Origin of the sequence: uncultured Maribacter sp. (genome assembly GCF_947500985.1) — a bacterium.
Taxonomy (GTDB): Bacteria; Bacteroidota; Bacteroidia; order Flavobacteriales; family Flavobacteriaceae; genus Maribacter.
Map to the genome: position 1 here is coordinate 156,185 of NZ_CANMTX010000002.1, position 13,169 is coordinate 169,353.

Annotated in this window: 10 protein-coding genes; 5 read left to right on the top strand and 5 right to left on the bottom strand. The window is 34.7% G+C overall.

Annotated elements, in window-relative coordinates; all coding sequences use genetic code 11:
- Positions 1-162: 162 nt before the first annotated feature.
- Positions 163-2,406 carry a catalase/peroxidase HPI gene (gene katG / locus Q0871_RS04285; RefSeq protein WP_299318294.1) on the top strand — a complete coding sequence of 748 codons (2,244 nt, stop codon included), beginning with the start codon at positions 163-165 and terminating at the stop codon, positions 2,404-2,406.
- Between the two features lie 65 nt (positions 2,407-2,471).
- Here the strand turns inward: katG and Q0871_RS04290 are convergent, their stop codons facing one another.
- Positions 2,472-2,834, bottom strand: coding sequence for a VOC family protein (locus Q0871_RS04290; RefSeq protein WP_299318297.1), 363 nt, complete (start codon positions 2,832-2,834; stop codon positions 2,472-2,474).
- Between the two features lie 216 nt (positions 2,835-3,050).
- Between Q0871_RS04290 and Q0871_RS04295 the strand changes: the two genes are divergently transcribed.
- Positions 3,051-3,980 carry an SPFH domain-containing protein gene (locus Q0871_RS04295; protein WP_299318300.1) on the top strand — a complete coding sequence of 310 codons (930 nt, stop codon included), beginning with the start codon at positions 3,051-3,053 and terminating at the stop codon, positions 3,978-3,980.
- A 277-nt stretch (positions 3,981-4,257) separates the two neighbouring features.
- Here Q0871_RS04295 and Q0871_RS04300 read toward each other — a convergent pair whose 3' ends face one another.
- Positions 4,258-5,934, bottom strand: coding sequence for a glutamine--tRNA ligase/YqeY domain fusion protein (locus Q0871_RS04300; RefSeq protein ID WP_299318302.1), 1,677 nt, complete (start codon positions 5,932-5,934; stop codon positions 4,258-4,260).
- A gap of 224 nt (positions 5,935-6,158) precedes the next feature.
- Between Q0871_RS04300 and Q0871_RS04305 the strand changes: the two genes are divergently transcribed.
- Both Q0871_RS04305 and Q0871_RS04310 read left to right on the top strand, forming a co-directional pair.
- Entirely contained in the window at positions 6,159-8,405 is a 2,247-nt protein-coding gene (locus tag Q0871_RS04305; RefSeq protein WP_299318306.1) for a gliding motility-associated C-terminal domain-containing protein, read from the top strand.
- Positions 8,406-8,412: 7 nt separating this feature from the next.
- Positions 8,413-10,635 (top strand): type IX secretion system membrane protein PorP/SprF, encoded by a 2,223-nt coding sequence (locus tag Q0871_RS04310; protein WP_299318309.1) that lies wholly within the window; start codon positions 8,413-8,415, stop codon positions 10,633-10,635.
- A 377-nt stretch (positions 10,636-11,012) separates the two neighbouring features.
- On the opposite strand, the gene Q0871_RS04315 is transcribed toward Q0871_RS04310, so the two are convergent.
- On the bottom strand, positions 11,013-11,396 hold the full coding sequence (locus tag Q0871_RS04315) for a hypothetical protein (protein WP_299318311.1): 384 nt from the start codon (positions 11,394-11,396) through the stop codon (positions 11,013-11,015).
- A gap of 156 nt (positions 11,397-11,552) precedes the next feature.
- Here Q0871_RS04315 and Q0871_RS04320 point away from each other — a divergent pair, with 156 nt between their 5' ends.
- Positions 11,553-11,972: a hypothetical protein gene (locus Q0871_RS04320; protein WP_299318315.1), complete on the top strand. Its 420-nt coding sequence runs from the start codon at positions 11,553-11,555 to the stop codon at positions 11,970-11,972.
- Positions 11,973-12,132: 160 nt separating this feature from the next.
- On the opposite strand, the gene Q0871_RS04325 is transcribed toward Q0871_RS04320, so the two are convergent.
- Positions 12,133-12,330 (bottom strand): hypothetical protein, encoded by a 198-nt coding sequence (locus Q0871_RS04325; protein WP_299318318.1) that lies wholly within the window; start codon positions 12,328-12,330, stop codon positions 12,133-12,135.
- The gene (locus tag Q0871_RS04330; protein WP_299318322.1) at positions 12,320-13,156 is read right to left on the bottom strand and encodes a bifunctional 2-polyprenyl-6-hydroxyphenol methylase/3-demethylubiquinol 3-O-methyltransferase UbiG; all 837 of its coding nucleotides are present in this window, start codon (positions 13,154-13,156) and stop codon (positions 12,320-12,322) included. Before Q0871_RS04330 ends, Q0871_RS04325 begins: the two co-directional genes overlap by 11 nt.
- Between the last annotated feature and the right edge of the window lie 13 nt (positions 13,157-13,169).

Genomic DNA, 13,169 nt, shown 5'->3' on the forward strand with positions numbered 1-13,169 from the left:
TTTTAAAGGTTAAAGGGAATCAGTTTGATAATTATATGACATGAATACCAAAACATATAATATTATACCATAGGTATTATCTATTATAAATATTAAAACAATAGACGAAATGTTTATAGTTTTGTGTTTAAGAATTAAAAACAACTTAAAATTTATATAATCATGAGTAGTACTAACGATAAAGGTGAAGCTTGGGATGTTAATGATCCTGCTGCAGCAAATTGTCCGTTTTTGAATGGTGAAATGCATCAAGCAGCTGGCGGTGGAACAACGAATAGAGATTGGTGGCCAAATATGTTGAATCTTAATATATTAAGGTTGCATTCCAAAATGGCAGATCCAATGGACGACGACTTTAATTATACTGAAGAGTTTAAATCTTTGGATTTAGCTGCGATTAAGAAAGATTTGACTGATTTAATGACTACGAGTCAAGACTGGTGGCCTGCTGATTACGGGCATTACGGACCATTCTTTATACGAATGGCTTGGCACAGTGCTGGTACATACCGTATTTCTGATGGTAGAGGTGGTGCTAGTGCAGGTAACCAACGTTTTGCTCCATTAAACAGTTGGCCTGATAATGCCAATTTAGATAAGGCAAGATTATTATTATGGCCTATTAAACAAAAATATGGTAAGAAGATTTCTTGGGCAGATTTACTGATTCTTACAGGTAATGTTGCTCACGAAAGTATGGGATTACCAATGTTCGGTTTTGCAGGCGGACGTGAAGATATATGGCAACCAGAAGAAGATATTTACTGGGGCTCTGAAACAGAGTGGTTAGGAAACAAAGAGCGATATGATGAAAAAGGAGATAAATTAGAAAATCCTTTAGGTGCTGCACATATGGGATTAATTTATGTGAATCCAGAAGGTCATAATGCTAATCCTGATCCTTTAGAAGCCGCACATTATATAAGACAGACATTCAAAAGAATGGCTATGGATGATTATGAAACGGTTGCCTTAATTGCTGGTGGTCATACATTTGGTAAAACACATGGCGCCGCAGATCCAGAAAAATATGTAAGTTCAGAACCTGCAGCAGCTGATATTACGGAACAAGGTTTAGGATGGAAGAGTAGTTTTGGTACTGGTTCTGGTGCTGATACTATTACGAGTGGTATAGAAGGTGCTTGGACACAAACACCTACAAAATGGAGTCATTACTTCTTTGAAAACTTATTCGGATTCGAATGGGAATTAACAAAGAGTCCGGCTGGGGCTTGGCAATATAAGCCAGTTGGCGATGCAGGTGCTGGTGAAATGCCAGATGCACATATTCCAGGAAAGACACACCAACCGTTTATGTTGGTTACAGATATGTCTTTACGTATAGATCCAGCTTATGAAGAAATTTCTAGAAACTTCTTAGAAAATCCAGATGAGTTTAAAGATGCTTATGCAAGAGCTTGGTATAAGTTAACGCACCGTGACATGGGTCCTGTTGATCGTTATTTAGGTCCTGAAGTACCAAAAGAAGAATTACTATGGCAAGATCCAGTGCCAGCGGTTGATTTTGATTTGATTGATGATGCTGATATAGAATCATTGAAGAAAACAATTTTATCTTCAGGTCTTTCTACTGCAGAATTAGTTTCTACTGCTTGGGCCTCTGCTTCAACTTATAGAGGATCAGATAAACGTGGTGGTGCCAATGGTGGTCGTGTTCGTTTAGCGCCTCAAAAAGGTTGGAAAGTAAATAACCCTACGCAATTAGCCAAGGTTACTACTATGTTAGAGAAGATTCAGAAAGAATTTAATGATAGTCAGTCTGGTAATAAGAAAGTTACTTTTGCCGACTTGGTTGTTCTAGCTGGTACAGCCGCTGTTGAAAATGCCGCTAAACTTGCTGGTTTTGATACTAAAGTGACATTTAACGCTGGTCGTACAGATGCGACTCAAGAAAAAACGGATATTGAGGCTTTTGATGCACTTGAACCACTTGCGGACGGATTTAGAAATTATACCAATAAAAATGTTTCTATTCAACCAGAAGAGTTGTTAATTGACAAAGCGAATTTATTAACCTTAACTGCGCCAGAAATGACAGTGTTAGTTGGTGGTCTTCGTGTACTAGGATCTAACTATGACGGTTCTAATAACGGAGTGTTTACTGATAAACCAGGGTTACTTACAAATGATTTCTTTATCAATTTATTAGATATGGGTACTACTTGGAAGGCTGCTTCTGATGATGATACTGTGTTTGAAGGAAGTGATCGTAAAACAGGTACAGTTAAATGGACTGGCACTAGAGCAGATTTAATTTTTGGTTCTAATTCAGAATTACGTGCATTGGCCGAAGTTTATGGAACAGAAGATGCGAAACAAAAATTTGTACGCGACTTTAGTAGAACATGGACTAAAGTGATGAATTTAGATCGTTTTGATATCTAATGAACACATTTAATATATAAAAAAAGGGAGCTCATTTTAGCTCCCTTTTTCTTTTACTTACAAATCTATTTCTTGATGGATTCTCCAAAGGTTAATAGATTATGATTAGGGTCTAGAAGAGAAAATTCCTTTTGCCCCCAGGGTTTTATTTCTAAGGCGCCATTTGGATGTATAGGTACTTTCGTATTTAATAATGATTGGTATAATGCATCAATTTCATTGGTACGAATATATACTTGACCATAATTCTCTTTAGGCTCAAGGGCTTCAAACAAAAAGAAATGTATTTCGATTTCATCCTTTTCTATCATCAAATAGTCAGGATAATCTATTACACCTACTTTTTTAAATCCTAGCGAATTAATATAATAATCTATGGTAACATTCTTGTTTCGCATTGGTAATTTCGGATTTATAGAGACAAGCATAGTTTGTGTGTTTTGTTTAAGTCTAATTTAATCATTCGAAATTAAAGTTATAAGTGTCAGAAATTGACTGGGATAATTTGATTGCAAATGGTAATTACCAAATAAATTTAAGATTATGTATTTCTGAGTGCCTTTCTGTAACAAATATGAAATAAATGCTACTAATAATATGAAGGCTTTTAGTATCTTCCAATATTAACTTTAAAAGAAAAAATCATGGGCTCATTTATTTGGATTCCGATTGCGATTTTAGTGATTGCCACTATCCTGTCGGGTGTATTTATTGTAAAACAACAAACTGCTGTTTTAATAGAAACTTTCGGAAAATTTACTAGTGTTAGACAATCTGGTATTCAATTTAAAATTCCTTTTGTACAGCGAATAGCAGCTAGAATAGGTTTAAAAATTCAACAGTTAGATGTTATTATCGAAACTAAAACCTTAGATGATGTATTCGTAAAACTTAAAGTATCGGTACAATATGTTGTTATTAAAGAAAAAGTATATGATGCATATTACAAATTAGAATATCCACATGAGCAGATTACTTCTTATGTATTTGATGTAGTGAGGGCAGAAGTACCTAAAATGAAATTAGATGATGTTTTTGTTAAGAAAGATGATATTGCAATAGCTGTAAAATCTGAATTGCAAGAAGCTATGTTAGATTATGGTTTTGATATTATCAAGACCTTGGTAACCGATATTGATCCAGATGCACAGGTGAAAGAAGCCATGAATCGTATTAATGCTTCTGAACGTCAAAAAACCGCTGCACAGTTTGAAGGTGATGCTGCTCGTATCTTAATTGTAGAGAAGGCAAAAGCCGAAGCAGAAAGCAAAAGATTACAAGGTCAAGGTATTGCAGATCAAAGAAGAGAAATTGCTCGTGGTTTAGAAGAGTCTGTTGAAGTACTAAATAAAGTTGGTATCAATTCACAAGAAGCTTCCGCCTTAATTGTTGTAACACAGCATTATGATACATTACAAAGTATTGGTGAAGAAACAAATACGAATTTGATTTTGTTACCAAATTCTCCGCAAGCGGGTAGTGACATGTTAAATAATATGGTTGCTAGTTTTACTGCCAGTAACATGATTGGTGAAAGTATGAAGAAAACTAATAAGCCTAAACTTAAGGAATAAGTAATTTTAACTTTATCATTTTAAGATTCAGCCCGAGAACATTTGTTCTTGGGTTTTTTTATGTTTTTCTAATTCAGTATTAAATAATTACCCTTTAAGTTAAGTAGCCTGATCAAATTGCTGTTTTAAAGCATTTAACACATGTTTTTACATTGATTAATACCAATTAGTCTAAAAAATAAAAACTACCGTTAGGCATCAAGCCTAACGGTAGTTTTTTATAGTAAACCCTAATTAGAACGGGCTTTTACAATAAGGTATATTTATACTAGTTATTCTATTGAATTTTAGCCCAAGAATCTCGTAAACCAACAGTTCTGTTAAAAATTAATTTATCTGTAGTGCTATCTGGATCAACACAGAAATATCCGATGCGTTGAAATTGGACACGATCTCCAATTTGTGCCTCTTTAAGATGAGGTTCTACATAACCGGTAATTACTTCTAAAGAATCAGGGTTTACAAATTCCATAAAATCTTTGTCCTTGTGTGTATCTGGACTTGCATCTGTAAACAAACGATCGTATAAACGAACTTCGGCTTCAACAGCATGTTTTATGGAAACCCAATGTAAAGTTCCTTTAACTTTGCGCAAGCTTTCTTCAGAACCACTTCCACTTTTACTTTTTGGGTCATAAGTACATTGTACCTCTATTATATTCCCATCAGTATCTTTTGTGCAAGATTCCGCCTTTATAATGTATGCATTCTTCAAACGAACCTCTTTACCAAGTTTTAATCTGAAAAACTTCTTATTTGCCTCTTCTCTAAAATCTTCTTTTTCTATATAAAATTCTCTTGAGAAAGGAACTTTTCTAGAACCGGCACTTTCATCTTCAGGATTGTTTTCGGCATCTAACCACTCTTCTTCACCCTCAGGATAATTTGTGATGACTACTTTTAAAGGATCTAAAACACCCATAACTCTAGGTGCGATTTTATTTAAGTGATCACGTACTTGAAACTCCAATAAAGAAACGTCTATCAGGTTATCCCTTTTTGCTATACCTATAGTATCTGTAAAATTGCGGATAGATTCTGGAGTATAACCTCTTCTTCTTAAACCGGAAATAGTTGGCATTCTAGGATCATCCCAAGAATCAACAACACCATTTTCTACTAGTTTTGCTAGTTTTCTTTTACTAACTACAGTGTGACTTAAATTTCTACGAGCAAACTCACGTTGTTTAGGTCTTGTTTTAGTTTCATCATATACTTGATCTAAAAACCAGTTATATAATTCTCGGTGCATTGCGAATTCTAAAGTACAGAACGAATGAGATACTTGTTCTATATAATCACTTTCACCATGTGTCCAATCATACATCGGATAAATACACCAATCGGTATTTGTTCTGTGGTGTGCTTTATGTAGTATACGATACATAATAGGATCTCTCATTAACATATTAGAAGAAGCCATATCTATTTTGGCTCTTAATACATGAGTACCCTCTTTAAAGTCTCCGTTTTTCATCTTTTCAAAGAGTTCTAAATTCTCTTCTATAGATCTATTTCTATTCGGACTATTGATTCCTGGTTCTGTAGGCGTGCCTTTTTGAATGGCCATATCTTCCGAAGATTGATTATCGACATAAGCTTTGCCCTGTTTAACCAATTCAACAGCCCAATCGTATAATTGTTGGAAATAATCCGAAGCATACCGTTCGGTATCCCACTTAAAACCTAACCATTCTACATCCTTTTTGATGGCATCTACAAATTCTTGTTCCTCTTTTGCTGGGTTAGTATCGTCAAACCTCAGATTTACAGGTGCATTATATCTAAGACCTAAACCAAAGTTTAAGCAAATAGAGCTAGCATGCCCAATATGAAGGTAACCATTTGGCTCTGGAGGAAAACGAAAACGTAATTCGTCTTTGGTATAACCATTTACCAAGTCCTCTTCAACAATTTGTTCAATAAAATTCAAAGACTTCGATGTCTCACTCATGTCATTATTTTTCAGGGTACAAAAGTAGCAAAATTGGCTTAATTGGCAGGTTTAAAATACATACACCTTACATAAAATGAGTTTCACAACAGAAATCTTCCTTCCGACAACATAAAGTTCCACTTCGTCGTATTTAATGACATATTTGTCTAAGAAATGTTGAGAACGGAAAAACTTATTAACCAACTTTTCAACCGTAGTGGCCCCCATAACTACAAATACATATGAAAACTTTGAACAAACTTACCGTATTTACAGCACTATCCATGCTATTCTGCGCTTTTCAATTATCTGCGCAAGCAATAGTAATTAATGCTCCAGAACCTGCAGACAATCCAAACCTGTCAGGAAGTACTCCGTGGTCTGCAGTATGCGCAGGTAATGGTGGCTTCAATGAGTATTTTGTCAATATTACCTGGATAGGTACAGCCAACGCAGGGAATGAGTTTATTCTCGAATTGTCTGATGCCAGTGGTAGCTTTACAAACGCTCAAACTTTGCAAACGATTACGGATCAAAATGCCGTTAAGGATTTTGATATTAGTTTCGCAATACCTACCGACACTCGTGGTGAAGGGTATAAGATGAGAGTGAGAAGTACAGATCCTGAAAAAATAGGTAGCGAATCTGAGGCATTCAATATGTATTATATGGATGTTACCTCTAATTTAAATATTAGCGAATTAGGTGACGGGGTTCCTCCAGGTACAGTATGTAGCACAGGCGACGTTACCCTACAAGTAGATAACATAGCTAATCCAGAAACCTATCAGTATATTTGGTTTCGTAGTGGAACAGAATTAACAAGTGAAACCGGGCATACATTAAACGTTACGCAATCGGGTATGTACAATGTATATATCAACTACGGACCAAGATGTACTGGTTCTGGTAATACAGATTCTAATATTGTAGATGTTACAATAGGCGGTTCTGGAACTGGTATTGCAGTTACGGCTCCAACTAAAACTTCTTTATGTAGTACCGATACAGAAACATTAACTATAGATCAAACAGATGCCTCTTGGAGCTACCAGTGGTTTAAAGACGATGTTGAGATTGTTGGTGCTACTTCAACTTCTTATAATGTCAATGCTTCGAATGCAGGTTTTGAAGGAGACTATGCAGTAGAGATTTCAGGTACAGGTATCTGTAATGAAAGATCTGCAGTAGTATCAATAACCAATGCAGAACTATATACTGTAACTGTAGAGAATGAAATCAACATGGTTTTATTGCCTACACAAAACGAAGTATTATCAGTAAGCACCACAGCAGTTACGCCAAGTTATAAATGGTTTAGAAATACTATTGAGATTTCAGGTGAAACAAATAGTACGCTTACAATTACTGAAGATGGTGAGTACCATGCAGAAGTTACCCAAACAGGTGGTGCTTGTTCAGTATCTTCTAAAAACTCTGATGTAACTACAGTTGTGTCTCCTGCTTCTTTTGAAATGACCATAAATTATACTGATGCGTATACATCTTGTGAAACCACAAGTACTATTTTAGGTGTTGAACTTATAAACGCAGTTGCTGCAGATGGTACTAAAACAGATGTTACCAGTGCTTTACTTGATGGCTTTACCTATGAATGGAGTAAAGATGGTGCAGCTGTAGGTGGTGCAATTAGTAACAGTATTAGTCTGGCTTCAAATTCTGAAAATGGTGATTACGATTTAAATGCAACCATTGGTAGTTTTGATGTAGATTCTAATGTCTTGCCTGTTCAATTATTAACTAATGAAACAGTAAGTATTACAAGTTCAGGAACTGTTTTCTGTAGCGGTGGTGAAACCATTACATTAAGCACAACAACCGACTTAAGTTCTGCTACATATCAGTGGCAATTAGACGGTGTATCTATTAATACCACAGATGCGGTATTAACAGTTTCTACTGCAGGTACATATACTTTAGCGATAGATATAGATGGTTGTTCTTTAATCTCTAATGAGATTGTGGTAACACCGTTAGATGAAAACCTAATTACACTTGATCCTGGTACAGAAATAGTAATGCCAGAAGGTACTTCTAGAGTAGTTACGGCAAGCGGAGGAACTGCGTACAGATGGTTAGATGCCAATGCGGTAGAATTAAGTAACTCTGATAGTATCACTTTTACCGAAGCCGGTAGTTATACCCTAATAGCTTCTATTGATAATTGTGAGATTGTTAGACAGATAGAGGTAACCTATTTAGACACCTTTAAAGTGCCTAATGTAATTACCGTGAACGGAGATGGTATTAATGATCAATGGATCATACCAAACTCGTATTCTAATAAAGCCGATGTCAATGTAATTATCTACAATGAACAAGGGCAAGAAATTGTAAACGAATTCGATTATAAAAATAACTGGCCGCAGTCAACTACTGCGTTCACCAAACAAAACATGGTATTCTACTATAAAATCAGGAATGCCAGTGAAGTACTTAAACAAGGTACGATCACAGTAATACGTTAAGCTCACCATGCTAAAGAAAAGTGTTTTATATCTATTGTTATTTGTGTTAGCTATCATGAAGGTTAGCGGGCAAGAGGAAAATCCGTTTGTATCATACGATGTTCCTGCCCAGAACCTTTTGAAGTATAACCGATTCTTAATCAACCCAACGTTTTCAACGGTTAGGGAAGACAAATCCTATATCAATTTGTTACACCGAAACCAATCGGTACAATTTGATGATAACAATCAAAACTATTTCTTAAGCTATAGTGGACGTATCAACGATAAAACCGGATTAGGTCTTAGTCTATATTCTCAAAGAGAAGGTATCTTAAGCAATTTTGGTGTGTTGGCAAATTATGCCTACGGTATTAAACTGAACGACAAAAGTAACTTTACTTTTGGTGCAAATGTTTCTTATTACCAAAGTGGGTTTGATAACGGTAGAGCATCTACTGTAGAAGAGGATCCTTTTTTAGCAGGTTTACAAGATCAGAACCTTTTATCATTTCAACCTGGTTTTAACCTTTCTTATGGTAAATTCGATGTTGGTGTATTTGCAGAAAACCTTTTTGATTACAACTTAAAGACAAGCGAATCTGTAACGGAGTTTAAAGACAAAACATATTCTGGTCACCTACAATATACCCATCAGTTTGAAAAGCAAGATGGTATTTTTGAACAAGGTCGTTTAATGCCTTTGGCAAGAGTTAGAAAAGTAGGAGAAGAAGATGTTACTTTAGGTGGAAGTTTAATTCTTGATCTTCCAAAATTAGGATGGATCCAAGGTGGGTATGATAGTTTTTATGGCGCAGCTGCTGGTGTAGGTTTTAACCTTAACCAAAGAATTTCTTTAGGCTATACTATGGAAAAAGGGTTGTCCAACAACTTTGATAATTTCGGAGTTACTCATGAAATCTCATTTGCATATTCATTCTCTCCAAACCTTACTGAAGATAGGGTAATGTTAGAAGATGATTTTGAAGATGATTTAGTGCAGAATGATGAGGAGCCTGAGAATATTGCTACCAATGAAGAAATAGAAGAGTTGAAGATGAAATTGGCAGAAAACGATGCCATCATCGAGGAGTTGATGTTTCGTCAAGATTCATTAGAAGCTATTCGTCAATCAGATTTAGAAAGACGTTTTGCCATGGTAATGCGTATGGTTAGAAATGAAACAAACGGAGAAAGACCGGACCTTGAGAATAAAGCAAAAGAGCTTTTCCTTGATGAGAATGGTAACACTGAAGTTGCTTCTAGTTATAACCCTAGTAATTCCAGAGATTTAAATACCGATAGTTATAACCCAAGTAATTCAGGTGAGGCAGTTACAAGTAATCAAGCAACTGGTCAAATACAACAAGACAGGTTAGCAGTGGTAACAAACGAAAGACAAGACCCTGTAGTAGAAAGACAAGAAGTAGTAGAAACAAATACAAATTCAAATACGAATTCTTCTGTTGATAGCAGATTTAAAGAACAAGTGCAACCAAAAGATGCTGTAGTTGCAAATAGGCCACGAAATACTTCTACTCCCGTTGCTAAAGCAACTAGAGAAGTAGCTCAGGACGGAGTTAAAAGCAGAAGGTTTAAAGATTTACCTGACGTTACAGATGGTTACTATGTAGTTGCTAATGTATACAAAGGCGGACAGTATATGAACAGCTTTATTGATGGACTAAATGATCAGGGCATTAATGCAGATTATATAGACAACCCTAATACTGGTTTAAAATATGTGTACTTAGAACGTTATGATACTTTTGAAGAAGCAGTAGCGGCTCACGATAATAAACTGAACGGTACATATGATGGTGCTACTTGGATTATGAACGTTGATAACAGATACACTAATGAGGCTTACGCAAGTAATGTAAATAAGATCAAAGAGAAATCTTCGAAGTATGATTCTAATGTTCTAACCTCAAATGAGGTGGTTAGAGATAATGTAGATTCTAGAGAAGCTGATTCAAAATCTTATGTTATTGAGGGTGCCGGTTCTGGTTACTACCTTATTGCAAATGTGTTCGCTAACCCTAAGAATGCAAAACGATTTGTGACCTTGCTAAATTCATTCGGATTAAATGCGAGTTACTTCATCAACCCTAAGAACAATTACAGATACGTATACCTTAAAAAGCACGACTCTTGGACCAAAGCTTTAATCTCTTACTACTCTAAGCTAAACGACGCTTACAATGAGAAGATGTGGATTATGAGGGTGAACCATGAACTGCTGGTTTAGAACGACTATAAGTTAACTTAAAGATTATTTAAAGACCTTTTCATCCAAGATGATAAAGGTCTTTGTTGTTACTACTAAATACTACGTCTAAGTTAGAAACAATAGTATTTTATTTAACACCAAAATATACTCTTCATTATATTTTTAATTGTCATTGAATATTGTTTCAACAACATTCATCTATAACATTAAGTTAGAAAGAATCTAATATATGTATAAATTATGATACCAATTAGTATTTTTAAATGTCTTTCGTATTTGATAGTACTTTAATCATTGATTGCATCTCTACTCAAAGTGAAGATTTCCTAAGTTTTTAAATTACCGTTTTCATAGCACTTAATGTTATAAAATTTTTAAGCTATACATTGCTTTTGCTATTTCTTTATTAAATGAATTGCAATCAAATTACCAAGATGTAAATTCAACTTGCTTTTTTTAAAAGTGATTTTTGAACGATAATATTCTTGATGGGTTTTCGATTTTATAATAAGATATTCATCTTCTAAGTACAAAAGTGTATCCTCGTTATTACTGAATTGAAACCAGTTACTTTTTGAAATAACCAATAGTTGTTGTTCTTCTTTAAATTCAAAAGTAGTCCCAATCATTTGGCTGAAATCATTTTGAATGCAAACTCCGGGTCGTGTGACTTTAACTTTTTCAATCTTCCATGTACCGATTAATTTTTTCTTCAGTATAATATCAGATGCAACTTGACCTTGAATTAGTATGAGAAGTAAAAGCATAATTCCTTTCATAGGTTTAAGACGAATGAAATCAATACACGTTACTTGGTTTTAATATGAAATCATCAATGTAACAATAGAATAGTAATCTTCAATTTCTTTTGTAGGTAGTGTTACTTATATTGGAACGGTTCTTGTTTTCTCTGATATATGAGAAATTCAATAATATTGCTTACTCTTTTTTTAGCTCAATTAAGTTCTGGTCAAGTACAACAAGTTTCTGAATCTTATCTAATCGGTAGTTGGATTGTTGATCATAAAATCCAAGAAGGTGATACGGAAATTACAGTCTATAGACGTTGTACAACTGGTCAGATTGGTAGTGTACTTCGTTTTTTAACTACGGGTGAATATCGCATAACCTTTAATTCTGGAAGGAAAATAGGGAGGCGGTGTGGAAATGAAATTTACCAAGGAGGAATCATTCGCCAAGGAGGAATCGCTGGATATTATCGTTTTAATATTCAAGATCAATCAGTAAGCCTTGAAAGTTACAATACTGATCCTAATATGAATTGGAATCTTGTTTGGATTGATGAAAACTCATTTGGAGTTATAAAAGCAAAAGACAATAGTACTTATGATTAAGAAGGTCTTTTTACTGTAGGTGTTTGCCAATCGACACTCAAAAAACACTTTGCAAGTAACCGGAAACCAAATGGATTTCCGGATGTTACCTGTTATATTAAATCTTAATAGTCAAGATTATTACTATTGAAAACCAACTCGTCTATATTGATTTTCAATATCATCTACTCCTTTTATTTATAACCCGATAATTACAAACACTGTTTTCATCATATCTAATTCTATGTTCAGATAATAGTTGTGTAATTATTTCTCTGGTTTCATTTTCATCTAGTTGAATTTTTTCTCCTAAGTCAATTGCATTTAATTGATTCTTATTTTCAATTAATGCTTTAAAATATCTGTCTTTATTTTCCATGAATTTGTTTTTTTACGGATATCATCATATGCGGACTAAATGGCAAAATGTAGCTATCGTTTTCTGTAACTTGTAGTAGTTCAATTAATGTCTTTCTCTTTTTATGATTTAGCATGTTTGCAAAGAAGTCTTTATCAAGCCAAGCCATACCTTCAACTGCATATGTGTTCAAGTAGGTTAAATCTTGCTGTATAAATTCCTTTTTTAGTTGTTCGGGTTTGTGATAATAGGCCTCGGCCAAGAGCCAAGGAAAATCATCTGGTGGATTGTGTATTCCTGTAGTCAATTCATTCTTGCACATTTCAAAGAATGACCTTTTGTGTATGAGTCCGTTTAAGAGCCCGACCAAAGTTGATGCCGTATAATTGATAGCGAATCCTAAGATGATGCCGCCATTTTTTAAAATACGTTTCGCCTCTAAAATGCTTAATTCTCGATCTTCTATTCTCTGAAGATGATAAAGAGGGCCATGAAGTAAGATGAGGTCTGCATAATTATTTGGGAAGTCTAATTTTCTAGATTCACCCAAATGAACAAAGAACTTGTTCTTTAATTTCTTAGCTCTATTTTCTGCTAGTTGTAAATGTTTAGCAACGGGTTCTACCAAATGAACTTCATGACCTTTTTTGGCAAGCCACTTAGCATACTTTCCTGTACCACCACCAACATCTATAATCTTAGAAGATGATGTAGAAAGGTATTTTTCAATAAGCGATTTTATTCTTTCAAACTCAAATACGCCCATGCCTTTTTCTAGTCTGGTTTCTTCAGATGCTTTGTTATAGAACATCTCTATATTTCTTGGTATTAACTGTTCACTTTTCATTTTTGATTTACGG

Bases quoted from the DNA above. Each gene is read 5' to 3' on its own strand.
- Q0871_RS04330 (WP_299318322.1), bottom strand. From the start codon at position 13,156: ATGAAAAGTGAACAGTTAATACCAAGAAATATAGAGATGTTCTATAAC.
- Q0871_RS04290 (WP_299318297.1), bottom strand. From the start codon at position 2,834: ATGCTTGTCTCTATAAATCCGAAATTACCAATGCGAAACAAGAATGTT.
- Q0871_RS04300 (WP_299318302.1), bottom strand. From the start codon at position 5,934: ATGAGTGAGACATCGAAGTCTTTGAATTTTATTGAACAAATTGTTGAA.
- Q0871_RS04325 (WP_299318318.1), bottom strand. From the start codon at position 12,330: ATGGAAAATAAAGACAGATATTTTAAAGCATTAATTGAAAATAAGAAT.
- Q0871_RS04305 (WP_299318306.1), top strand. From the start codon at position 6,159: ATGAAAACTTTGAACAAACTTACCGTATTTACAGCACTATCCATGCTA.
- Q0871_RS04315 (WP_299318311.1), bottom strand. From the start codon at position 11,396: ATGAAAGGAATTATGCTTTTACTTCTCATACTAATTCAAGGTCAAGTT.
- Q0871_RS04310 (WP_299318309.1), top strand. From the start codon at position 8,413: ATGCTAAAGAAAAGTGTTTTATATCTATTGTTATTTGTGTTAGCTATC.
- Q0871_RS04295 (WP_299318300.1), top strand. From the start codon at position 3,051: ATGGGCTCATTTATTTGGATTCCGATTGCGATTTTAGTGATTGCCACT.
- katG (WP_299318294.1), top strand. From the start codon at position 163: ATGAGTAGTACTAACGATAAAGGTGAAGCTTGGGATGTTAATGATCCT.